Source organism: Streptomyces sp. AM6-12 (genome assembly GCF_044327085.1).
In the GTDB taxonomy this organism is placed as follows: Bacteria; Actinomycetota; Actinomycetes; order Streptomycetales; family Streptomycetaceae; genus Streptomyces.
In genome coordinates, this window is sequence record NZ_JBIQWN010000001.1 from 5,500,212 (window position 1) to 5,522,830 (window position 22,619).

Genomic DNA, 22,619 nt, shown 5'->3' on the forward strand with positions numbered 1-22,619 from the left:
CTGTCTTAACCTGAGCGGACGCTCAGTCGGTCGCCGATTGTTCCAGACGGCCTTCCACGTGCGCCTCCAGGCGTACGATCACCGACTTGCTGGCCGGCGTGTTGCTGGTGTCGGCCGTCGCGTCCAGCGGTACCAGCACGTTGGTCTCCGGGTAGTAGGCGGCCGCGCAGCCGCGGGCCGTCGGGTAGAGCACCACCCGGAAACCGGGCGCCCGCCGCTCCACGCCGTCCCGCCACTCGCTCACCAGATCCACGTACGCTCCCTCGGCGAACCCGAGCGCCCGCGCGTCCTCGGCGTTCACCAGCACCACCCGGCGGCCGCCCGTGATGCCGCGGTAGCGGTCGTCCAGGCCGTAGATCGTGGTGTTGTACTGGTCGTGCGAGCGCAGCGTCTGCAACAGCAGCCGCCCCGCGGGCAGTTCGGGGTACTCCACCGGCGCCGCGGTGAAGTTCGCCTTGCCGGTGGCGGTCGGGAAGCGGCGCTCGTCGCGCGGCGCGTGCGGCAGCGCGAAACCGCCGGGCCGGGCCACCCGCGCGTTGAAGTCCGCGAACCCCGGCACCACCCGCGCGATGCGGTCGCGGACGGCCGCGTAGTCCTTCTCGAACTCCTCCCACGGCACGACGCTGCGCTCCCCGAGCACCGCGCGCGCCATCCGGCACACGATCGCCGGCTCGGACAGCAGCCGCGCGCTCGCGGGCGCCAGCCGGCCGCGCGAGGCGTGCACCATGCCCATGGAGTCCTCGACGGTCACGAACTGCTCGCCGCTCGCCTGCACATCGCGCTCGGTGCGGCCCAGGGTGGGCAGGATCAGCGCCCGTGCGCCGGTGACCGTGTGCGAGCGGTTCAGCTTGGTCGACACATGCACGGTCAGGCGCGCCCGCCGCATCGCCGCCTCGGTCACCTCGGTGTCGGGGGACGCGGAGACGAAGTTGCCGCCCATGGCGAAGAACACCTTCGCCTCGCCGTCGCGCAGCGCGCGGATCGCCCGTACGACGTCGAAGCCGTGCTCCCGCGGGGGCGCGAACCCGAACTCCCGCTCCAGCGCGTCCAGGAAGGCGGGCGCGGGCCGCTCGAAGATGCCCATCGTGCGGTCGCCCTGCACGTTCGAATGGCCGCGCACCGGGCACACGCCCGCGCCCGGCCGGCCGATGTTGCCGCGCAGCAGCAGGAAGTTGACGACCTCGCGGATGGTCGGCACGGAGTGCTTGTGCTGGGTCAGGCCCATCGCCCAGCACACGATGGTCCGCTCGGAGGCGAGCACCAGCTCCAGCGCCCGCTCGATCTCCGCGCGGCCCAGACCGGTCGCGGCCAGCGTCTGCTCCCAGTCGGCGGACCGCGCGGTCTTGGCGAACTCCTCGAATCCATGCGTGTGTTCCCGCACGAACTCCTCGTCGACCGCGCCCTCCGTCTCCAGGATCAGCTTGTTCAGGAGACGGAAGAGTGCCTGGTCGCCGCCGATGCGGATCTGGAGGAACAGATCGGTGAGGGCGGCGCCCTTGAGCATGCCCTGCGGGGTCTGCGGGTTCTTGAACCGCTCCAGGCCGGCCTCGGGCAGCGGGTTGACGCTGATGATCTTCGCGCCGTTCGCCTTGGCCTTCTCCAGCGCGGACAGCATCCGGGGGTGGTTCGTGCCCGGGTTCTGGCCCGCCACGATGATCAGATCGGCCTGGTACAGGTCCTCCAGGAGGACGCTGCCCTTGCCGATGCCGATGGTCTCCGTGAGCGCCGAGCCGGACGACTCGTGGCACATGTTGGAACAGTCCGGCAGGTTGTTCGTGCCCAGCTCGCGCGCGAACAGCTGGTACAGGAACGCCGCCTCGTTGCTGGTGCGGCCCGAGGTGTAGAAGACGGCCTCGTCCGGGGAGGCGAGCGCGGCGATCTCCTCGGCGATGATGCCGAAGGCGCGCTCCCAGGTGACCGGCTCGTAATGCGCCGCCCCCTCGGGGAGGTACATGGGATGGGTGAGCCGGCCCTGCTGGCCCAGCCAGTACCCGCTTCTGGTCGCCAGGTCGGCGACGGAGTGCGCGGCGAAGAACTCCGGGGTGACCCGGCGCAGGGTGGCCTCCTCGGCCACCGCCTTCGCGCCGTTCTCGCAGAACTCCGCGGTGTGCCGGTGCTCCGGCTCCGGCCAGGCGCAGCCGGGGCAGTCGAAGCCGTCCTTCTGGTTCACCCGCAGCAGCGTCAGCGCGGTGCGCTTGACCCCCATCTGCCGCTGCGCGATCCGCAGGGTGTGCCCGATGGCCGGCAACCCCGCCGCCGCGTGCTTCGGCTCCGCGACCCGCGGCGCGTCCTGCACCGGATCACCCTTCGGCGGCTTCGTCGCCATCGCACGCTCCCCTTCGACTGCGTCCACCACGTACGGGCCCGATCCTCCCACGGGCCACTGACATCGGGAACGGCCGGTTCCAGGGGGCGACGAGGGGTGGGCCGACGGGAAGGGCGGGGCAGTTCCAGTGGGAGTGACGGGGGGGCGATGGGGCTGCGGTGGCGGGGCCGGCGGGGAGGGGGACGGTGGGGCTGCGGTGGCGGGGCCGGTGGGGAGGGCGGTCGGTGGTGTCGGTGGTCGGCTTGCCCGGAGGGGTCCGAGGGCGGTCCGCCGCGACGGCGCCGCCTGCGTCCCGCTCGCCGCGGCTTCCGTTGCCTGAGGCTGCCCGGCGCGGGTGGGTTCTCCGCCGGGGGCGATCAGTACGGGTTGGCGTTCCCCGGCATGGCCGAGGGCCGGTCGGCTTCGCGTTCGGTGGGGGCGGCGATGACCGGGGTACGGTCCGACGCGGCAGCGAGTGAGGGGCGACGGCGCCCCGCCGCGACGGCGGTGACCGGAGGCACAGGCTCGACGTCGCCCGTCCGCTCTGCCCGGCGAGCCGCCCTGGGGCCCTGCGGGGGCGCGCTCGCTACGGCCTTCCACGAGGTTGCATCCGGTGAAGGTCTGCCCGCCGTCGCCTCCTGTCCGCCCGGTGGCCTTCCGCCGTCGCCCCTCTGCCCAGGCGCCCCCACAGCGCTGGCCGGCAGGACCCGACGAGGCTTGCCCGCTGTCGTGCCACTGGTCGGCCGACGGCCTCCGTCTATTCACTGCGAGGCGATCAAGCGCGAGGACGCCGACCGGCTGGCTTGGCCGGGGCTCTTCTCCGCCGCGAGGACGTCCTGCCGCGACGCGGCATCCGGCGAGGGGCTGCCCGCTGTGGTGCCCCGGCCCGCCCGGTGGCCCCCGGCCGTCGCCCCCGCGCCCGGCCTACCCTCCGCGGCGCCGGCCGAGGGGACCCGGCGAGGGGGCTACCCGCCGTCGGCCCCCTCTCCGCCGGGTGGTCTTCGGTGGGGCTCTTGGCCGCCGGGTGGTCTTCCGTGGAGTCCTTGGCTGCCCGGTTGCCCTCCGTGGGGCCCTGGGCCGCCCGGTTGCCCTCCGTCGTCGTCGCCCGGCCCGGCGGCCCCCGCCGGAGGCGACCCGTAGATGCCGGAAAAGCGGGTCCCGTCGTCTTCGGCGGTCCGGTCGCCGGAGGCACGCGCGGTCCGGAGTGTCAGTGGGGCGTGGCAGGATCGGTGGCGTGGCAGAGACAGCATCGAAGAAGACCGACAAGACCCCTGGCGGCGACCGTCCCCGGCTGATGCTCATGGACGGGCACTCGCTGGCCTACCGCGCGTTCTTCGCGCTGCCCGCGGAGAACTTCACCACCGCGACGGGCCAGCCGACGAACGCGATCTACGGTTTCGCGTCGATGCTGGCCAACACCCTGCGTGACGAGGCGCCCACCCACTTCGCCGTGGCCTTCGACGTCTCCCGCAAGACCTGGCGCTCCGAGCGCTTCACCGAGTACAAGGCGAACCGCTCCAAGAGCCCCGACGAGTTCAAGGGCCAGGTCGAGCTGATCGGCGAACTCCTGGACGCGATGCACGCGCCGCGCTTCGCCGTCGAGGGCTTCGAGGCCGACGACATCATCGCCACCCTCGCCACCCAGGCCGAGGCCGAGGGCTTCGACGTACTGATCGTCACCGGCGACCGCGACTCCTTCCAGCTGGTCAGCGAGCACACCACCGTGCTCTACCCGACCAAGGGCGTCTCTGAGCTGACCCGGTTCACCCCGGAGAAGGTTTTCGAGAAGTACGGCTTGACGCCCGCCCAGTACCCCGACTTCGCCGCCCTGCGCGGCGACCCGTCCGACAACCTCCCCGGCATCCCCGGCGTCGGCGAGAAGACCGCCGCGAAGTGGATCAACCAGTTCGGCTCCTTCGCCGAGCTGGTCGAGCGCGCCGAGGAGGTCAAGGGCAAGGCGGGCCAGAACCTCCGCGACCACCTGGAGTCGGTGAAGCTCAACCGCGTCCTCACCGAGCTGGAGCGCGGGGTCGAGCTGCCGAAGTCGGTCACCGACCTGGAGCGCGCGCCGTACGACCGCAAGGGCGTCGCGATGATCCTGGACACCCTGGAGATCCGCAACCCGTCCCTGCGCGAGCGCCTCTTCGCCGTCGACCCCGGCGCCGAGGAGGCCGACACCGCCCCGGTCACCGCCGAGGGCGTCGAGATCGACGGCACCGTCCTGCGCACCGGCGAGCTTGCCCCCTGGCTCGCCGAACACGGCACGCGGCCCCTGGGCGTCGCCACCGTCGGCACCTGGGCGCTGGGCACCGGCTCGGTCGCCGAGGTCGCCCTGGCGGCGGCCGGGGGAGCGGCCGCCTGGTTCGACCCCGCTGAACTGGACGAGGCCGACGAGAACGCGTTCGCGGCCTGGCTGGCGGACGCCGAGCGCCCCAAGGTGTTCCACGACGCCAAGGGCGCCATGCGCGTCTTCGCCGAGCACGGCTGGCGCATCGACGGCGTGCGCATGGACACCGCGCTCGCCGCCTACCTGGTCAAGCCTGGCCGGCGCTCCTTCGACCTGGACGCGCTGTCCCTGGAGTACCTGCACCGCGAGCTGGCCCCCGCCGCCGCGGCCGACGGCCAGCTGGCCTTCGGCACGGACGAGGCCGCCGAGGCCGAGGCCCTGATGATCCAGGCCCGCGCCGTCCTGGACCTCGGCGAGGCGTTCGAAGGCCGCCTGGAGGAGGTCGGCGCCGCCGATCTGCTGCGCGACATGGAGCTGCCCACCTCCGCCCTGCTCGCCCGCATGGAGCGGCACGGCATCGCCGCGGACCGCGCGCACCTGGACGCGATGGAGCAGATGTTCGCCGGTGCGGTGCAGCAGGCCGTGAAGGAGGCGCACGCGGCCGCGGGCCACGAGTTCAACCTGGGCTCGCCCAAGCAGCTCCAGGAGGTCCTCTTCGGCGAGCTGGCCCTGCCCAAGACCAAGAGGACCAAGACCGGCTACACCACGGACGCCGACGCCCTGGCCTGGCTCGCCACCCAGACGGACAACGAGCTGCCGGTGATCATGCTCCGCCACCGCGAGCAGGCCAAGCTCCGCGTCACCGTGGAGGGCCTGGTCAAGACCATCGCGGGCGACGGCCGTATCCACACCACCTTCAACCAGACGGTGGCCGCGACCGGCCGGCTGTCCTCCACGGACCCGAACCTCCAGAACATCCCGGTGCGCACCGACGAGGGCCGGGCGATCCGCCGCGGCTTCGTCGTCGGCGAGGGCTTCGAGTCCCTGATGACCGCCGACTACAGCCAGATCGAGCTGCGCGTGATGGCGCACCTCTCCGAGGACGAGGGCCTGATCACGGCGTTCACCTCCGGCGAGGACCTGCACACCACGGCCGCCGCCCAGGTCTTCGGCGTCGAGCCGGCCGCGGTGGACGCGGAGATGCGCCGCAAGATCAAGGCGATGTCGTACGGCCTGGCGTACGGCCTGTCCGCGTTCGGCCTCTCCCAGCAGCTGAACATCGAGGCGGCGGAGTCCCGCGCCCTGATGGACGCGTACTTCGAGCGCTTCGGCGGCGTCCGCGACTATCTGCGCCGCGCCGTGGACGAGGCCCGCGCCACGGGCTACACGGCGACCGTCTTCGGCCGCCGCCGCTATCTGCCCGACCTCAACAGCGACAACCGCCAGCGCCGCGAGGCCGCCGAGCGGATGGCCCTCAACGCGCCCATCCAGGGCACGGCGGCGGACATCGTCAAGATCGCCATGCTCAAGGTGGACTCCGCCCTGCGGGCCGCGGACCTGAAGTCCCGGATGCTCCTCCAGGTGCACGACGAAATCGTCCTGGAGATCGCCCCCGGCGAGCGCGCCCGCGTCGAGGAACTCGTCCGCCACGAGATGTCCAACGCCGTGACCCTCAAGGCACCCCTGGACGTCTCGGTCGGCGTCGGCCCGGACTGGGAGTCGGCGGCGCACTAGCCCGCCGCGCCCCGCCCCGCCGCGCCCGGTACGCACCTGTGAGGGGGTGCCGTATTTCCGACGGAATACAGCACCCCCTCCGGCCTGCGGCGCACGCAACCCGGAATCCCCCATTCCGCGCCGGCACCACAAAGACGGCTCAACCCCCGGCGGGACCGTCACTCACGTGGCCCCCGCCAAAACGCCCCCCGCCCTCCGCAGCCGCAACACTGCGGGCATGGGTATACGCATGCTTCACCGCCGGACGCCCGAGGCAGTCAGCCGGGTCTGGGCGGACACCGCCTCGGCGCAGGCACTGCCCGCCTCGCCGGTCCCGGCCCTCGCGGCCGACGCAAGCACCGCCCGCATCCCCGCCGACCCCGCCACGGCCCTGCGCAGGGCCGCCAGGAACGCCCGGCGCGGGCTCAGGGACCGCGCCGCCCGGACCGGCACCGCCGCACTGGCCGGCCGGGCCCCGGACTGGCGCCAGTGGGCCGACCTGGCCCGCGGCTATCTCGCGCTCACGCTCACCCTGGTGCCGAAGTCCCGCCCCCGCCCCACCCTCACGGTCTTCGTCGCCCCCCTCGCCGAACGCCCGGCCGGCCGGAACCCCCGCGACCCCGGACCGCGCGCCGCCTTCTGACGGCAGGCATCCCCCTCCCCCCAACTCAAGAGCGGGCCAGTGCCGCCGCCCTGGCGGAACGCCGGGCGCGCCCACCTCGACGGCAGGTGGCCAACCGGTGAAAACCGGGCACGAACGGGTGCCCCCGCAAAGCAAGTTGTCGTAGGGTCGCCAGCGGCGCCGTGCCGGGCGCACGGGCCGACACCCATCGAATGGGGGAAAGGGCGGCACAGGGGCAACCGGAACGCCGGGTCGTACGTCAGACCGGGCGGGACACACACGTGGATACGGACGCAGGACGTCCTTGGGAGGGGTTCACTCTATGGCGGCGCATTTCGGCAGGCGGCTGCGCAAGGGGGCGGCGACCACCGCCGTGGCCGCGGCAGCGGTCGCGGCTCTGTCCGCGTCCCAGGCTCCGGGAGCGACCGGCGAGGACCACGGCAGACAGGCGACGGCCGGCGCCTCCGCCCCCGTACCGGACCCCGCGGGCGGCGACGCCACGGGCAACTCGCCGTACTACACGGACCTGCCGCCCCTGAACAGCCCCAACCCCAGCCCCTCGCCGAGCGCCGGCCCTCCCGTCGTCCAGGGCGCGGGCGAGGCCGGCATACCCGCGACGGTCCTCGACGCGTACAAGAAGGCCGAGGCGGAGCTGCGCACCTCCAAGCCCGGCTGCAACCTGCCCTGGCAACTCCTCGCCGCCATCGGCAAGGTGGAGTCCGGCCAGGCGCGCGGCGGCGAGGTCGACGCCGCCGGCACCACGCTGCGACCGATCCTCGGACCGGTCCTCGACGGCAACGGCTTCGCGCTCATCAAGGACACCGACCACGGCGCGTACGACGGCAACGCCCAGTACGACCAGGCCGTCGGGCCCATGCAGTTCATCCCGTCCACCTGGGCCTGGGCCGGCCGCGACGGCAACGGCGACGGCAAGAAGGACCCCAACAACATCTACGACGCCGCCCTCGCCGCCGGCCACTACCTGTGCCGCGGCGACCGCGACCTGTCCCAAGAGGCCGACCTGCACAGCGCGATCCTCGGCTACAACGACTCGCAGGACTATCTGAACACCGTCCTGTCGTGGATGGAGTACTACAGCAAGGGCACCTACTCCGTGCCCGACGGCACCGGGCCCGCGCCCAGCCACCGCAGCGACGACGACACCCCGCGCACGACGCCGCCGGTCCCCGCGAACCCGCACCGGGGCGAGCCCGGCTCGAAGGACCAGGGCAAGCCGGGTTCGAAGGACCAGGGCGGCCGGCCGGGCCCCTCGCCCACCGGCCCCGGTGGCGGCCAGGACGGCGGCGACCCGGCCCCGCGCCCGCCGGGGACGCCCGCCCCGCCCACCCCCACCGACACGGTGGACCACCTGGAAGACGCGACCACGGCCACCACCAAGCTCACCGCGATGGCCGGGCACGCCTTCACGGGGACGATCAGCGCCCGCGCCGAGACCGAGTCCGGCGCCCCGGTGGCCAAGGTCAGGATCCGGTTCACCGTCTCCGCGGGCTCCGACGCCACCTTCGACGGCGAGGACGTGGCCACGGTCACCACCGACGCCAAGGGGGTCGCCAAGGCCCCGGTGCTCACGGCGGGCGAGAAGACCGGCGACTTCAAGGTCACCGCCACCGTCGTGGGCCGCTCGGTCAAGGGCGTGGGCTACCAGGCGACCGTCACCGAACGCGCCGCCGACAAGCTGACCGCCGCCACCGCCGGTGACACCACGCTGACCTGCACGCCGGGCGGTGAGTTCGCCGACCAGGTCCAGGTGAAGGCGACGTACAAGGGCGCCGTCGCGGACAAGGTCGCGGCCACCGCCACCCTGGTCAAGTCCGCCACCGACGCCACCGAGAACGACAAGGGCCCCTACTTCAAGGACGCCACCGGCAAGGCCGTACGCACCCTCACCGGTCTGAAGACCGACGCCAAGGGCCAATTGACGCTGCCGAAGCTGTACGCGGACGACACCACCGGCACGTTCCTGCTGCGCATCACCACGCCCGGCGGCGGCACCCTCACCGTCCAGCTGACGGTGGCCGCCGACGGCACCGCCACGACGAGCCCGTCCCCGTCCCCGAGCGCATCCGCCACCTCCTGACCCGACCGGACACGACGGCGCCCTCCCCGCTCCCCGCGGGGAGGGCGCCGCAGTCGGTCCTGACGCTCCGTCAAACCTCGCCAGTAGGCCGCCCGACCCATGGGCGGGCCCCGCTGGCCCGACCGTACGTCGTCCTGGAGACCATGCCCGCCGAGGCGACGGTCCGCGGCCGGTCAGCGTCTGAGCCGCGCGTTGGTGTGCCGGGTGGGCTCGGCCGCCGCCGGATCCTCCGGCCACGGGTGCTTCGGATAACGGCCGCGCAGCTCGGCCCGCACGGCCTTGTAGCCGTCCCGCCAGAACGACGCCAGGTCGGCCGTGACGGCGGCCGGCCGCCCCGCGGGGGAGAGCAGATGCACGAGCAGCGGCACGCCCGCCACGGACGGCGTCTCCCGCAGCCCGAACATCTCCTGGAGCTTGACCGCGAGCACCGGCCGCTCGGGATCCCGGTAGTCGATCCGGATCCTGGACCCGCTCGGCACGGTCAGCCGCTCGGGCGCCAGCTCGTCCAGGCGTACGGCCTCCCCGCTCGCCCAGGGCAGCAGCCGCGCCAGCGCCTGCCCGGCGTCGATCCGCGCGAGGTCCGCCCGCCGCCGGGCCCGGCCCAGCTCCGGCTCCAGCCACCGCTCCGCCGCCGCGAGCAGCGCCTCGTCCGACACGTCCGGCCACGGCTCCCCGAGCCGCGCGCGCAGGAACGCCAGCCGCTCCCGCAGCACCTCCGCGTCCGGCGTCCACCGCAGCAGCCCCGGTCCCTCCTGCCGCAGCCCTTCGAGCAGCGCCGCACGCACCAGCTCCGGCGCGGCGTCCCTCAAGGGCCGCACCGCCAGCTCGATCGCCCCGAGCCGCTCGACCCGCCGGGCCACGACATCGCCGTCCGCCCAGCGCACCTCGTCCCGCTCGTCCAGCGCCGCGCCCGCCGCCGCCCGCGCCACCTCCTCGGACACGGCGGCCCCGAGCCGCACCCGCGCATGCCCCTTGCCGCCCGGCCGGTCGGCCACGGCCACGACGATCCACGGCGCCCCGCGCAGCGCCGACCCCTCCGCCGGCTCGGCCCGCGTCCCGGACACCATGAGGTACGACCCACCGTCCAGCTTCCCGACCCGCTCGGGGAACGCCAGCGCGGCGACCAGCCCGGCGAGGCCCTCTTCCCCGGCGCCCGCCTGTGGCCGGCCGGCCTCCGCGGGTGCGCGGGAAGAATCCGTCACGGCGGACCGCAGCCGCCGCACCTCCGCGGCCCAGCGCGCCGCATAGCCGTCACCCCCGCGCCGGGCGGAGCGCAACGCCCCGGCGAGATCGTCGCCGTACTCCCGCGGCGCCTCCTCCGAGAGCAGCGCGACCACCTCCGCCCCCGCCCCGGACGTGTCCAGCAGCGCCCGCCCCAGCCGCGGGTGCAGCCCGAGCCGGGAGAGCCGTACGCCGCGCTCCGTCGGGCGCCCGGCGGAGTCCACCGCGCCCACCGCCGCCAGCGCGGAGCGCGCCGCCGCCATCGCCCCGCCCGGCGGCGGATCCAGCAGCGCGAGATCCGAGGCGTCGGGATCGCCCCAGCAGGCCGCCTGAAGGGCGAACGACGTCAGATCGGCCACCTTGATCTCCGGCGCCGGAAACGCCGGCAGCCGGCCGTCCTCGGCCTCCGCCCAGCACCGGTACACCGCACCCGGCGCCTCCCGCCCGGCCCGCCCCGCCCGCTGCCGCCCGGCCGCGCGCGACGCCCGTACCGTCGTCAGCCCGCTGAGCCCGCGCGCGTGATCCACCCGAGGCTCGCGGGCCAGCCCCGAGTCCACCACCACCCGCACACCGGGCACGGTCAGCGAGGACTCCGCGACCGACGTCGTCAGCACCACCCGCCGCCGCTCACCGGGCGACAGCACCGCCTCCTGGACGCCCGCCGGCGCCCGCCCGTGCACCTGGAGCACCTCGATGCCTCCCAGGTCGCCCAGCTGACCCGCCACCCGCCCGATCTCGCCGACTCCGGGCAGGAAACACAGCACGTCACCGTCCCGCTCGCCCAGCGCCCGCCGCACCACCGACGCCACATGCGCGAGCAGCGCGGGATCCACCCGCATCCCGTGCGGCGGCCGCACCGGGCGCGCGGGCGGCGCCCACACCACCTCCACGGGATGCGCGGTCCCCGCCGCCTCCACCACCGGCGCTCCGCCCAGCAGCCGCGCCCACCCCTCGGCGTCCGTGGTCGCCGACGCGGCCACCAGCCGCAGTTCCGGCCGCAGCGCCTGCCGTACGTCCCACAGGAAGGCCGCCACCGTGTCGGCGTCCAGATGCCGCTCATGGCACTCGTCGAGCACCACGACGTCCACCCCGGCCAGCTCCTGATCCCGCTGGAGCCGCTGGAGCAGCACCCCCGTGGTCACGACCTCCACCCGCGTGCGCCGCCCCACGGCCCGCTCCCCGCGCACCGTGAAGCCCACGCTCTCGCCGGGCCGTTCACCCAGCAGCCACGCCATCCGGCGCGCCGCCGCACGGGCCGCGATCCGCCGCGGCTCGGCCACCACGACCCGCCGCGCGGGCCCGTCCCCGACCAGCCCCGCCAGCACCAGCGGCACCAGCGTGGTCTTGCCGGTGCCGGGCGGCGCCACCAGGACGGCGGTGCCGCCGGCCGCGAGCGCGTCGGTCAGGGCGGGCAGGGCGGAGCGCACGGGCAGCGCGTCCAGGGCGTCGTAACGGATCACGCTCTTAAGTGTCGTACGGCCTTCAAACCCGCCCGGCGTCCCCGTCCGGGCGAACTCGTCTCCGGCTCCCCGCCGGGGCGGACCGGCCCCCGCCTCACCCGATCGTGGACGTTTCAGTCCCGCTCGCACACGAAGACGGCCGTCCCCGGGATCAGGCTGCCCCGCAGCGGGGACCAGCCGCCCCACTCCGAGCTGTTCCAGGCCGGCCACTCCGGCTCCACCAGGTCCACCAGCCGGAACCCGGCGGACACGATGTCGCGCACCCGGTCGCCCAGCGTCCTGTGGTGCTCCACGTAGACCGCCCGGCCCCGCTCGTCCTGCTCGACATAGGGCGTGCGGTCGAAGTAGGAGGCGGACACCGACAGGCCCTCGGGACCCGGCTCGTCCGGGAACGCCCAGCGGATCGGATGGGTCACCGAGAAGACGAACCGGCCGCCGGGCCGCAGCACCCGCCGCACCTCGCGCAGCACCAGGCGCGGATCGGCGACGAACGGCAGCGCGCCGTACGCCGAGCACGCCAGGTCGAAGGAGCCGTCCGCGAAGGGCAGCGCGCAGGCGTCCGCGCACACCAGCGGAAACGATCCACCGATGCGCAGCGCGTGCTGGAGCTGGCGGTGCGAGAGGTCCAGGGCCACCGGACGGGCGCCCTGGGCGGCCAGCCAGCGCGCACACTGCGCCGCACCCGCGCCGATCTCCAGCGCGTCCTTGCCCTTCAGCTCCTCCGGCGGGCCGAGCAGCTCGGCCTCCACCTCGTCCAGCCCCTCCGGCCCCCACACGAAGCGGTCGTCGCCGAGGAAGGTGCCGTGCTCGACCTGGTACTCGTCCGCGTTGCGGTCCCACCAGCCCCGGTTGGCCCGGCTGCTCTCCGTGACATCGGCCTCACGACGGGTGGCTTCGGGCTCGAACCCCTCGGGCTCGGGCCGTTCGGACTCTTGGATGATCGGCTCCCTCGTCGTAATCTTCCGTCCCGACCACCGGACGGCGGTACGCCGCCCACGGGGGTCACACAGCCCTGCCACGCGGCCATGCGGGACATTTCCTGCCGGGTATACGGCGATCCGCCCCCGGTGTCCGCCTTCGCGCATTGACCCTGTCCGGCTGCCCCCGTATGCTACAAGTTGCGCTGCGGGCCTGCGCGCCTCAGACGTAGCAGGCTGCGCTCGCATCTGTATGTATGTCCCCTCGGTTCTCGAGGCGCCACCGGGCACCCGGTGTCCTGAAAAGGTGGCGCTTCCTTGGCTGTCCGGCTTCTGCAGAGCGAAACAGGCTCCCGGCGTAAGCAGTACCTACGACTTCAATGTCCGTACCGGAGCCCTTTCCCACATGACGAGCAGCACCGAGACCACCGCCACCACCCCGCAGGTAGCGGTCAACGACATCGGTAACGAGGAAGCTTTCCTCGCCGCGATCGACGAGACGATCAAGTACTTCAACGACGGCGACATCGTCGACGGCGTCATCGTGAAGGTCGACCGGGACGAGGTCCTGCTCGACATCGGTTACAAGACCGAAGGTGTCATCCCGAGCCGCGAGCTCTCGATCAAGCACGACGTCGACCCGAACGAGGTCGTGGCCGTCGGCGACGAGATCGAGGCCCTTGTCCTCCAGAAGGAGGACAAGGAAGGCCGCCTGATCCTCTCGAAGAAGCGCGCCCAGTACGAGCGTGCCTGGGGCACCATCGAGAAGATCAAGGAAGAGGACGGCATCGTCACCGGTACCGTCATCGAGGTCGTCAAGGGTGGTCTCATCCTCGACATCGGCCTCCGTGGCTTCCTGCCGGCCTCCCTGGTCGAGATGCGTCGCGTCCGCGACCTCCAGCCGTACGTCGGCAAGGAGCTCGAGGCCAAGATCATCGAGCTGGACAAGAACCGCAACAACGTGGTCCTGTCCCGCCGTGCCTGGCTGGAGCAGACCCAGTCCGAGGTCCGCCAGACGTTCCTCACGACCCTGCAGAAGGGTCAGGTCCGCTCCGGTGTGGTCTCCTCGATCGTCAACTTCGGTGCCTTCGTGGACCTGGGTGGCGTCGACGGTCTGGTCCACGTCTCCGAGCTGTCCTGGAAGCACATCGACCACCCGTCCGAGGTTGTCGAGGTCGGCCAGGAAGTCACCGTCGAGGTCCTCGACGTCGACATGGACCGCGAGCGCGTCTCCCTGTCGCTGAAGGCGACCCAGGAAGACCCGTGGCAGCAGTTCGCCCGCACCCACCAGATCGGCCAGGTCGTGCCCGGCAAGGTCACGAAGCTGGTTCCGTTCGGTGCGTTCGTCCGCGTGGACGAGGGCATCGAGGGTCTGGTCCACATCTCCGAGCTGGCCGAGCGCCACGTGGAGATCCCGGAGCAGGTCGTCCAGGTCAACGACGAGATCTTCGTCAAGGTCATCGACATCGACCTCGAGCGCCGTCGCATCAGCCTCTCGCTGAAGCAGGCCAACGAGTCCTTCGGCGCCGACCCGGCCGCCGTCGAGTTCGACCCGACCCTGTACGGCATGGCCGCGTCCTACGACGACCAGGGCAACTACATCTACCCCGAGGGCTTCGACCCCGAGACCAACGACTGGCTCGAGGGCTACGAGAAGCAGCGCGAGGAGTGGGAGCGCCAGTACGCCGAGGCGCAGTCCCGCTTCGAGCAGCACCAGCAGCAGGTCATCAAGTCCCGCGAGGCCGACGCCGCTGCCGCGGCCGAGGGCGGCGAGGCTGCGGCTCCGGCCGCGACCGGTGGCTCGTACTCCTCCGAGGGTGCGGACACCTCCGGCGCCCTGGCGTCGGACGAGGCCCTGGCTGCCCTGCGCGAGAAGCTGGCCGGCGGCCAGAACTGAACGCAGGCCGTTGAGGCTTAGCAGGTAGCTGCTGAGGGGCCCCACCTTTCGAGGTGGGGCCCCTCAGGGTTTCCGGGCCCGGTAGACGGGGTGCCCTCGTCAGGGCGTCACCCCGATATTCGTCAGGCCCTTGCCGCCCTTCACCGTGTTCGAGGTGTAGACCGTCGTCGTGCAGTCGGTGGCGTTGTCGGTGACGTCGATGGCCAGCTGGGTGGGGCCCGTGGCGCCGGTCAGGGTCGACCGGTTGTTCTTGAAGACCGTGCCGCAGCCCCAGCCGGGTTGCTGGGTGTGGGTCTGGTAGCCGTCGTTGCTGGTGTGGCTGCCGGTGTTGTCCTGGACCAGGACGCCGTTGCCCTTCACATCGACCCAGGAGTCGTCGTAGTTGGCGCCCGTCAGACCGCTGCCGTCGAAGGTGTTGCCGACGATCCGTGTGCCGGTCGTGCCCTCCTTGACGTCGACGTTCTCGCCGCCCACGTCGGGGCCGATGGTGTTGCCGAGGATCTGGACCCGGTCGCTGTGGTCGGACAGCGTGCCGGCGGTGCCGACGTAGACGCCCTCGCCCATGCCGTCGCCGTCGTTCCCGGTGTCGTAGATCTTCGAGTTCCTGATCACGCCGTCCGTGCTGGAATCGCGGAAGTGCACGCCCTCCATGGCCAGGCCGTGCACCGTGACGCCGTCCACGATCACGCCCTTGGCCGCGTCGATCATGATGCCCTTCTGGCCGCCGGTCACGGTCAGCCCGCTGACCGTCCAGTAGGAGGCACCGTTCAGGTGCAGCCCGTAGCCGCCGCTCGCGGTGAGGACGGCCTTGGCGGAGCCGGTGAGGGTGATGCGCTCGGACGCCGTGGCCGGCGTGGTCGCGTTGAAGTTGCCCTTGTAGGTGCCGTCCGCGAGATGGATCGTGGCGCCGGGCCGCGCGCCGGCCAGCGCGGTCTTCAGCTGGGCCGCGGTCGTCACCTCGACCATCGAGGCGGCCGTGGCCGGGCCGGGGGCGGCGAGGAGCAGACCACCGGTGACGGCGGCCGTGGCGAGCAGGGAGGTGAGCGGCATGGATATGCGCATGGGGGGTGCCTTCCTGTTCCGGGGCGATCTCCTACGCACGAGCCCCGATCTCATACGTGAATCGTGGCCGACACGGTGAACAGCGCACCGTGAAGGTACGGACCAGGTGACGGCCCGTCAAGACGGCCTGCGGGAGATCGCTGATCAGCGACCGGCGGCGGGAATGCCCCCGTTCAAGGGCGCGTTGTAGCCATGGAACAGGAGGAGGAGCGGTCACAGTGCTTGATCCGCAGGGTTTGTACGCATGGGAGCCGAAGGGCCTGGCCGTGGTCGACATGGCGCTCGCCCAGGAATCGGCCGGCCTTGTCATGCTCTACCACTTCGACGGATACATCGACGCGGGCGACACCGGCGACCTCATTGTCGACCGGCTGCTCGACTCACTGCCCCACCAGGTCGTCGCCCGGTTCGACCACGACCGGCTCGTGGACTACCGGGCCCGCCGGCCTCTGCTCACCTTCAAGCGCGACCGCTGGACCGACTACGAGACCCCGGCGATCGAGGTCCATCTCGTCCAGGACACCACCGGCGCCCCCTTCCTGCTGCTCTCCGGACCCGAGCCGGACGTGGAGTGGGAGCGCTTCGCCACGGCGGTACGGCAGATCGCCGACCGGCTCGGCGTCCGCCTGTCCGTGAACTTCAGCGGCCTGCCCATGGGCGTCCCGCACACCCGCCCCGTCGGCCTCACCCCGCACGGCAACCGCGCCGACCTGGTCCCCGGCCACACCAGCCCCTTCGAAGAGGCGCAGGTGCCCGGCAGCGTGGAGCAGCTGGTGGAGTACCGGCTCATGCAGGCGGGTCATGACGTCCTGGGCGTCGCCGCGCACGTCCCGCACTACATCGCGCGCTCCCCTTACCCGGACGCCGCGCTGACCGTCCTGGAGGCCATCACCGCCGCCACCGGCCTGGTCCTGCCCGGCATCGCGCACTCCCTGCGCACGGACGCGCGGCGCACCCAGACCGAGATCGACCGGCAGATCCAGGAGGGCGACGAGGAGCTGACCGCCCTCGTCCAGGGCCTTGAGCACCAGTACGACGCGGCGGCGGGCGCCGAGACGCGGGGCAACATGCTCGCCGAGCCGGTGGAGATCCCGTCCGCCGACGAGATCGGGCGCGAGTTCGAACGATTCCTGGCGGAGCGCGAGGGCGAGGCCTGAGCCCCGAGCCGCCGCCGCTGTCCGGGCTCCGGCCCTGCCACTGTCGGTGGCAGGGCCTAAGCTTCCGCTCATGCTGAAAGTTGGCCTGACCGGCGGGATCGGCGCCGGCAAGAGCGAGGTGTCGCGGCTGCTCGTGGAGCACGGAGCCGTGCTGATCGACGCGGACCGCATCGCGCGCGAGGTGGTGGCGCCCGGTACCCCCGGTCTCGCCGCGGTGGTCGAGGCGTTCGGCCAGGACATCCTCGCCGGGGACGGCAGCCTGGACCGGCCCCGCCTCGGCTCGATCGTCTTCGCCGACCCGGACAGGCTCGCGGTCCTCAACTCGATCGTGCACCCCCTGGTCGGCGCCCGCTCCCGCGAGCTGGAGGAGGCCGCGGCCCCCGACGCCGTGGTGGTCCATGACGTGCCCCTGCTCACCGAGAGCGGCCTGGCGCCGTTGTACGACCTCGTGATCGTGGTGGACGCGAGCCCCGAGACCCAGCTCGACCGGCTGATACGGCTGCGCGGAATGACCGGGGAGGACGCCCGCGCCCGCATGGCCGCCCAGGCCACCCGCGAGCAGCGGCGCGCGATCGCGGACATCGTGATCGACAACGACGTCCCCCTGGACGCGCTGCGCAAGCGGGTCGACGCGGTCTGGGACGACCTGGTGCGCCGGGCCCGCGGCACCTCCGCCGCGGACCGGCCCGCGGAATAGCGGCCCGGCGAGGGGCGTTGAACTCCGGGAACGAGGGAAGGACTCAGCAGTGCCCGAGACCAGCGGTTCCCCCGGACCCACTCCGGAGACGCATGTCATCGACTTCCGTGCCGCCGAGCAGTTGCTCCACGCGCGGGATCCGCGGGGCGCGGTGAAGCTGCTCGACGGAGTCATCGCCGCGCATCCCGAGAACACCGCGGCCCGGCTGCTGCGCGCCCGTGCCTTCTTCGCCGCCGCGCAACTGCGGCCCGCCGAGCTGGAGTTCACCATCGTCCTGGAGCGCGAGCCGGACAACGCGTTCGCGCATTTCGCCCTGGCTCGCACCTATGAGCGGCAGGGCCGCGCCGACCAGGCCAAGCGCCACTTCCGGCTGGCCGCGGCGCTGGATCCGAACCCGGAGTATCTGAAGGCGGCGCGGTTCGACGGCTGAGGCCGGGTGGCCGGACAGCCGACCTCGCGGTCGGAGGGCTGACGTCCTTCAGGGGTGCCGGTGGCGTGGGGGCCGGGGGTAGGAGGGTCCGCGCCGCGGCAGCCGGGGAGCGCGGCGCCCGTCGTCGTCCACCGGTTGGTACGGCGGCACGTCCCGGCCGGGCTGGTAGTGCGGGCCCTGCCGGATGTGCCGGACGATCATGGCCAGGTCGACGGTGACGATCAGCAACAGCACCCCGCAGGCGACGGCCCAGCCGGGGCGTCCGACGAGCGCGAACACCGCCGTGCCGAAGGCCGTCCAGATCAGCCCCCACACGCACAGCCACAACCGCGCCCGCAGAGCACTGCGCGCGGTCGCCGGTTCACTGCCTGTACGCATCGGGCCACCACTCCTCCTTGCAACGTACTCTCCGGGGCGGCGGGGCGCACTCACGGCGAGTGCCGGTCCCGTCAGCTCCCGCTCGGCGGGCCCATCAGCTCTCGTTCGGCGGTGGATCGCTCGAACGGGTGAACTGTGGCCGAACGGGAACGGGAGGGCGGGGGCGGCCCGTTCTCCGGGCATGACGGTCGAGATGCGTGAGGGATACGAGGGCACAGGCACCGGTGCGATCACCCCGGACGGCTGCGCCGTGGAGGTCTACACCCGCCTGCCGGTCGGGCCGGAGCCGGACATCATCGCCGCCGCGGTGCCGGCCGGGGCGCACATCCTGGAACTCGGCAGCGGGGCCGGCCGGATGACCCGCCCCCTGCTGGAGCGCGGCTTCACGGTCACCGCGGTGGACGAATCCGCCGACATGCTGGCCCAGGTCCACGGAACACGCACCATATGCGCCCCGATCGAGGAACTGCACCTGGGCGGCGAGAAGTTCGACGTGGTGCTGCTCGCCTCGTTCCTGGTCCACGCCGGCGACGAGGAGGTGCGCCGGGGCCTGCTGCGCACCTGCGCCCGTCATGTGGCCGACGGCGGCTGCGTACTCATCCAGCGGGAGGGCGCCGATTACCACACAAACGTGCCGAGAGAGCGGGCCGACCCGGCAGGCTTCACGGTGCGCGTCGCCTCGGTGACCCCGGTCGGCGACGGAGTGGACTCCGTCCACGTCGAGTACGACTTCCCGGACGGCACCTGGACCCAGACGTTCCTCGCCCGGCCCTTGACGAAGGAACAGTTCGAGTCGGCGCTGACGGAGGCGGGGCTGGAGGTGGACAAGTATCTGACGGAGGACGGGACATGGGTACGGGCCGTGCGGACTCGGTAGGCGTCGGGGACGCGTTGGGTGCTCGGGGGACGCGGTGGGCGCGACGGGCGTGACTCGGAGGCCGGGGGATGTAGCGGGTCCGGTGTGCGCGATGCGGAGGCCGGGGGATGCGGCGGGTCCGGCGTGCATGATTCGGAGGCCGGGGGATGTGGTCGGCTCGGTGGGCGCGATGTGGACGCCGGGGGGCGTGGTGGTCCGGTGTGTGCGATGGATGGGAAACAGACGCCGGGGGGGCGTCCGGCGATCCGCGTCACCGCTCGCGGGGCCGTCCCTCCCGCCCGCTCATGCCGCTGCTGAATCCCGGCGGCATGAGGCCGCGCAGCCGCTCCAAGTCCCGGCGGTCACGCTTGGTGGGCCGGCCGGCGCCCCGGTCGCGGATACCGACGGGGGCGACGGCCTCGCGGGGCGGCGGGGGAGGGGAGTTGTCGATGTAGCACTGCACGGCCACGGGCGCTCCGACTCGCTTGCGGATGAGGCGCTTGACGACCACGATCCGCTCCCGGCCCTCGTTCCGCAGGCGGATCTCGTCGCCGACCCGCACCGCGTAGGCCGGCTTCACGCGCTCACCGTTCACATGCACATGCCCACCACGGCAGGCGGCGGCACCCTGGGAACGCGTCTTGACCAGCCGTACGGCCCAGATCCAGCTGTCGATCCGGACCGTGCCACCGCTGCCGGGACCCGCGGCCTCGGCGGCGGCGACCGCGGCGGCGACTTTGGGATCGACCGTGGGGTCTGCCGCGGGCTTCGCCTCGGTGTCCTCCGCGGGCTTCGCCTCGGGGGCGAACTTGGGCTGAGCCGCGGAGTCCGCCGGCCCGCCGGCCGGGGCGCCGGAGTCCTCGGTGCCTCCGGCAGGTCCCGCCCCGGCCGGCTCGCCGGTGCCCCGGTGCACGTTCTCGTCAGCATCCTCCAAAGCCATGCCCCGACCCTAACTCCACGGGCCGGGCGACCTGGACAGAATTTCCGGGGGCGGTCGAAGGCTCATGGGGGAGCGGGCGCCGTCCGGGGAGCGGGTGCCGTCCGGGATGGGCCGGCCTCCGGGATGGGCCGCTGTCCTGGAGAGGGTGCCGTCCGGAGGGAGGGTGCGCGGAGGCCGGGATGCGGGGCCGGTCGCCGGCATGGGCGGCGGCGCCCTGGGCATACGGTGATCCTATGGACGACAGCAGCCCCCTTGCCCGGCTGGACCGGCGGGTCACGGGCTGCCGGGCCTGCCCCCGGCTGGTGGAGTGGCGCGAGGAAGTGGCGCGGACCAAGCGCGCCGCCTTCGCGGACTGGACGTACTGGGGCCGCCCGGTGCCCGGCTTCGGACCCGCCGACGCCCGGCTCCTGATCATCGGCCTGGCCCCGGCCGCGCACGGAGGCAATCGCACCGGCCGCATGTTCACCGGCGACCGCTCCGGCGATGTGCTGTATCAGGCGCTGTACGACCTCGGGCTCGCCAGCCGGCCCACCTCGGTCCGCATCGACGACGGCCTGGAGCTGTACGGGGTCCGGGTCACCTCACCCGTACACTGCGCGCCGCCTGCCAACAAGCCGACGCCCGGCGAGCGCGACACCTGCCGCCCCTGGCTGGTCCAGGAGCTGAAGCTGCTGCGTCCGACGCTGCGGGCAGCGGTGGTGCTCGGGGCCTTCGGCTGGCAGGCGGCGCTGCCCGCGTTCACCGAGGCCGGCTGGACGGTGCCCCGCCCCCGCCCGGCCTTCACCCACGGCACCCGCGTCGCGCTCGACGGCCTGGACCTGTTCGGCTGCTTCCACGTCAGCCAGCGCAACACCTTCACCGGCAAGCTCACCCCGGCGATGCTGCGCGAGGTACTGGGCACGGCGGCACGAACGGCCGGGCTACCGGTGTCCTGAACCGGTTCAGGGCCGCCAGACGTACCGCACATCCGGTTCCCGCTCCTCGTTGTCGCTGCCGTCCGTGGACTCGGCGACGAGGAAACCGTGGCGTTCGTAGAAGCGGTGGGCGGGCTTGTTGACCTGGAAGGTCCACAGGGTCAGCCCCTGCGGGCTGCGCTCCTTGGCCAGCGCGACGAACCGGTCCCCGAGCCCCAGCCCCCGCCGGTCCGGCTCCAGATACAGCTGGGACAGCAGCTGTCCGTCGAGCACCATCACCCCGATGATCCGCTCTCCGTCCTCCTCCGCCACCCAGGTCTCCCGCAACGGCACGACGACGTCCCGGAAGTAGTCGCGGACGTCGTCGTCGGTGTGCGGCCGGACGACCGTGGGCAGCGCGGCGGCGAAGGAGCGCAGCCAGACATCGGCGGCGGCCCGCGCGTCGGCGGCCCGCGCCCGCCGGAGGACGACACCGGTCATCGTCGTACCCCTTCGTTTTCCCGGCCCCGCGCTTCGGCCTGCGCGTCGTCCGGCACCACCGCCGTGAACTCCAGGAACTGCTCGGCCTGGCGCACCGGATCGCCCGGTCCGACGATCTCACCGGGTGAGTAGGCGGGCGGTGGAAGAAGAGCGGGGACGGTGACGCGCTGGATCACGGAGCTGCTCCTACGACGGTCAGCGGACAATCTCCCGATCATCGGCCTTCGACGGATGCGCGCGCACCCCATTTTCCCGGCGCGGCAGGGGACATGGGGAAGCCCGCGAGCGCACCCGGCGGACCATGACACAGACTGGCCCCATGCCTCCTCCCGACCCGGACACCCGTCCCGGAGCAGCCGGCCCCCTCCCCGGCGGCCCCGGACCCGACCGCGTCCCCGACTCCGACTCCGGCTTCCTCTCCGACACCGCCGACCGGCTGGCCGCGCTTCCCACCGTCCGCGCGGTGGCCCTCGGCGGCTCCCGCGCCCAGGGCACCCACCGCCCGGACAGTGACTGGGACCTCGCGGTCTACTACCGCGGCCCCTTCGCCCCCGCCGACCTGTGCGCCCTCGGCTGGCCCGGCGAGATCGGCGAACTCGGCGGCTGGGGCGGCGGCGTCTTCAACGGCGGCGCCTGGCTGACCATCGACGGACGCCGCGTCGATGTGCACTACCGCGACCTGGATGTCGTGGAACACGAGCTGGCCGAGGCGGAACAGGGACGGTTCCGGGTGGAGCCGCTGCTGTTCCACCTCGTCGGCATCCCCACCTACCTGATCGTCGCCGAGCTCGCCCTCAACCAGGTCCTTCGCGGCGAGCTGCCCCGCCCGGCCGGCTACCCCGAGCGGCTGCGTCGTACCGCCGCCGAGCGCTGGGGCGGCACCGCCCGCGCGACCCTGGACTACGCCAAGGCCAACCACGCGCCCCACGGCCGCCTCACCGAGACGGCGGGTGCCCTCGCCGCCGCCGCTGCCCAGGCGGCCCACGCGGTCCTCGCGGCCCGCGGCGAGTGGGTCACCAACGAGAAACGGCTGCTGGAGCGGGCCGGACTACGGGAGTTCGACGAGGTGACGGGCCGGCTGGGGGCCACCCCCGACGCCCTGGTCACGGCCGTCACCAGGGCCGAGGAGATCATCGCCGGGGCACTGAGTACGACTTGGCGAACAGCGCCGTCGTAAACCCACCGGAGAAAATCCCCGCCTGGGCGATGAGTTCCGCCACCGCCGCCGGTCACCACCACGAACCG

The 22,619-nt window shown here is 73.0% G+C and carries 18 protein-coding genes; 10 read left to right on the top strand and 8 right to left on the bottom strand.

The features are described 5' to 3' along the window. Positions 1–22 precede the first annotated feature (22 nt). Complete coding sequence (locus ACE4Q9_RS24995) at positions 23–2,326, bottom strand: FdhF/YdeP family oxidoreductase (RefSeq protein WP_397986475.1); 2,304 nt, start codon at positions 2,324–2,326, stop codon at positions 23–25. Between the two features lie 1,213 nt (positions 2,327–3,539). Between ACE4Q9_RS24995 and polA the strand changes: the two genes are divergently transcribed. The 3 genes from polA (at position 3,540) to ACE4Q9_RS25010 (ending at position 8,965) form a co-directional block, all read left to right on the top strand. Next, positions 3,540–6,266 (top strand): DNA polymerase I, encoded by a 2,727-nt coding sequence (gene polA, locus ACE4Q9_RS25000; RefSeq protein WP_397986476.1) that lies wholly within the window; start codon positions 3,540–3,542, stop codon positions 6,264–6,266. A 217-nt stretch (positions 6,267–6,483) separates the two neighbouring features. Continuing rightward, a complete protein-coding gene (locus ACE4Q9_RS25005; protein WP_397986477.1) occupies positions 6,484–6,888 on the top strand; it encodes a hypothetical protein in 405 nt (134 codons plus the stop codon). A gap of 301 nt (positions 6,889–7,189) precedes the next feature. Further along, the gene (locus ACE4Q9_RS25010; protein ID WP_397986478.1) at positions 7,190–8,965 is read left to right on the top strand and encodes a lytic murein transglycosylase; all 1,776 of its coding nucleotides are present in this window, start codon (positions 7,190–7,192) and stop codon (positions 8,963–8,965) included. Between the two features lie 173 nt (positions 8,966–9,138). Here ACE4Q9_RS25010 and hrpB read toward each other — a convergent pair whose 3' ends face one another. Then, on the bottom strand, positions 9,139–11,646 hold the full coding sequence (gene hrpB / locus ACE4Q9_RS25015; RefSeq protein ID WP_397986479.1) for an ATP-dependent helicase HrpB: 2,508 nt from the start codon (positions 11,644–11,646) through the stop codon (positions 9,139–9,141). Positions 11,647–11,759: 113 nt separating this feature from the next. After that, positions 11,760–12,665, bottom strand: coding sequence for a class I SAM-dependent methyltransferase (locus ACE4Q9_RS25020; protein WP_397986480.1), 906 nt, complete (start codon positions 12,663–12,665; stop codon positions 11,760–11,762). Between the two features lie 304 nt (positions 12,666–12,969). On the opposite strand from ACE4Q9_RS25020, the gene rpsA reads away from it, so the two are divergent. After that, complete coding sequence (gene rpsA, locus ACE4Q9_RS25025; protein WP_397986481.1) at positions 12,970–14,460, top strand: 30S ribosomal protein S1; 1,491 nt, start codon at positions 12,970–12,972, stop codon at positions 14,458–14,460. 99 nt (positions 14,461–14,559) lie between these two features. On the opposite strand, the gene ACE4Q9_RS25030 is transcribed toward rpsA, so the two are convergent. Continuing rightward, complete coding sequence (locus ACE4Q9_RS25030; RefSeq protein ID WP_397986482.1) at positions 14,560–15,522, bottom strand: right-handed parallel beta-helix repeat-containing protein; 963 nt, start codon at positions 15,520–15,522, stop codon at positions 14,560–14,562. 218 nt (positions 15,523–15,740) lie between these two features. Between ACE4Q9_RS25030 and ACE4Q9_RS25035 the strand changes: the two genes are divergently transcribed. From ACE4Q9_RS25035 to ACE4Q9_RS25045, 3 genes are all read left to right on the top strand, one after another. Next, positions 15,741–16,679 carry a PAC2 family protein gene (locus ACE4Q9_RS25035; RefSeq protein ID WP_397986483.1) on the top strand — a complete coding sequence of 313 codons (939 nt, stop codon included), beginning with the start codon at positions 15,741–15,743 and terminating at the stop codon, positions 16,677–16,679. Positions 16,680–16,749: 70 nt separating this feature from the next. Further along, entirely contained in the window at positions 16,750–17,376 is a 627-nt protein-coding gene (gene coaE / locus ACE4Q9_RS25040; RefSeq protein ID WP_397986484.1) for a dephospho-CoA kinase, read from the top strand. Between the two features lie 49 nt (positions 17,377–17,425). Further along, positions 17,426–17,806, top strand: coding sequence for a tetratricopeptide repeat protein (locus tag ACE4Q9_RS25045; protein ID WP_037653237.1), 381 nt, complete (start codon positions 17,426–17,428; stop codon positions 17,804–17,806). Between the two features lie 48 nt (positions 17,807–17,854). Here the strand turns inward: ACE4Q9_RS25045 and ACE4Q9_RS25050 are convergent, their stop codons facing one another. Continuing rightward, positions 17,855–18,184 carry a DUF6343 family protein gene (locus tag ACE4Q9_RS25050; RefSeq protein ID WP_397986485.1) on the bottom strand — a complete coding sequence of 110 codons (330 nt, stop codon included), beginning with the start codon at positions 18,182–18,184 and terminating at the stop codon, positions 17,855–17,857. Positions 18,185–18,365: 181 nt separating this feature from the next. On the opposite strand from ACE4Q9_RS25050, the gene ACE4Q9_RS25055 reads away from it, so the two are divergent. After that, complete coding sequence (locus tag ACE4Q9_RS25055; RefSeq protein ID WP_397986486.1) at positions 18,366–19,061, top strand: class I SAM-dependent methyltransferase; 696 nt, start codon at positions 18,366–18,368, stop codon at positions 19,059–19,061. Positions 19,062–19,311: 250 nt separating this feature from the next. On the opposite strand, the gene ACE4Q9_RS25060 is transcribed toward ACE4Q9_RS25055, so the two are convergent. Next, a complete protein-coding gene (locus ACE4Q9_RS25060) occupies positions 19,312–19,980 on the bottom strand; it encodes a S4 domain-containing protein (protein ID WP_397986487.1) in 669 nt (222 codons plus the stop codon). Positions 19,981–20,213: 233 nt separating this feature from the next. Between ACE4Q9_RS25060 and ACE4Q9_RS25065 the strand changes: the two genes are divergently transcribed. Beyond that, a complete protein-coding gene (locus ACE4Q9_RS25065; RefSeq protein ID WP_397986488.1) occupies positions 20,214–20,915 on the top strand; it encodes a uracil-DNA glycosylase in 702 nt (233 codons plus the stop codon). Positions 20,916–20,921: 6 nt separating this feature from the next. On the opposite strand, the gene ACE4Q9_RS25070 is transcribed toward ACE4Q9_RS25065, so the two are convergent. Further along, positions 20,922–21,374, bottom strand: a complete 453-nt coding sequence (locus tag ACE4Q9_RS25070) for a GNAT family N-acetyltransferase (protein ID WP_397986489.1) — start codon at positions 21,372–21,374, stop codon at positions 20,922–20,924. Further along, positions 21,371–21,550 (bottom strand): hypothetical protein, encoded by a 180-nt coding sequence (locus ACE4Q9_RS25075; RefSeq protein ID WP_397986490.1) that lies wholly within the window; start codon positions 21,548–21,550, stop codon positions 21,371–21,373. Before ACE4Q9_RS25075 ends, ACE4Q9_RS25070 begins: the two co-directional genes overlap by 4 nt. A 143-nt stretch (positions 21,551–21,693) precedes the next feature. On the opposite strand from ACE4Q9_RS25075, the gene ACE4Q9_RS25080 reads away from it, so the two are divergent. Continuing rightward, a complete protein-coding gene (locus ACE4Q9_RS25080) occupies positions 21,694–22,551 on the top strand; it encodes a nucleotidyltransferase family protein (RefSeq protein ID WP_397986491.1) in 858 nt (285 codons plus the stop codon). The last annotated feature ends 68 nt before the right edge of the window (positions 22,552–22,619 follow it).

Bases quoted from the DNA above. Each gene is read 5' to 3' on its own strand.
- coaE (WP_397986484.1), top strand. From the start codon at position 16,750: ATGCTGAAAGTTGGCCTGACCGGCGGGATCGGCGCCGGCAAGAGCGAG.
- ACE4Q9_RS25010 (WP_397986478.1), top strand. From the start codon at position 7,190: ATGGCGGCGCATTTCGGCAGGCGGCTGCGCAAGGGGGCGGCGACCACC.
- rpsA (WP_397986481.1), top strand. From the start codon at position 12,970: ATGACGAGCAGCACCGAGACCACCGCCACCACCCCGCAGGTAGCGGTC.
- ACE4Q9_RS25005 (WP_397986477.1), top strand. From the start codon at position 6,484: ATGGGTATACGCATGCTTCACCGCCGGACGCCCGAGGCAGTCAGCCGG.
- ACE4Q9_RS25070 (WP_397986489.1), bottom strand. From the start codon at position 21,374: ATGACCGGTGTCGTCCTCCGGCGGGCGCGGGCCGCCGACGCGCGGGCC.
- ACE4Q9_RS25030 (WP_397986482.1), bottom strand. From the start codon at position 15,522: ATGCGCATATCCATGCCGCTCACCTCCCTGCTCGCCACGGCCGCCGTC.
- ACE4Q9_RS25065 (WP_397986488.1), top strand. From the start codon at position 20,214: ATGGACGACAGCAGCCCCCTTGCCCGGCTGGACCGGCGGGTCACGGGC.
- ACE4Q9_RS25050 (WP_397986485.1), bottom strand. From the start codon at position 18,184: ATGCGTACAGGCAGTGAACCGGCGACCGCGCGCAGTGCTCTGCGGGCG.
- ACE4Q9_RS25060 (WP_397986487.1), bottom strand. From the start codon at position 19,980: ATGGCTTTGGAGGATGCTGACGAGAACGTGCACCGGGGCACCGGCGAG.
- ACE4Q9_RS25055 (WP_397986486.1), top strand. From the start codon at position 18,366: ATGACGGTCGAGATGCGTGAGGGATACGAGGGCACAGGCACCGGTGCG.
- ACE4Q9_RS25080 (WP_397986491.1), top strand. From the start codon at position 21,694: ATGCCTCCTCCCGACCCGGACACCCGTCCCGGAGCAGCCGGCCCCCTC.
- ACE4Q9_RS24995 (WP_397986475.1), bottom strand. From the start codon at position 2,326: ATGGCGACGAAGCCGCCGAAGGGTGATCCGGTGCAGGACGCGCCGCGG.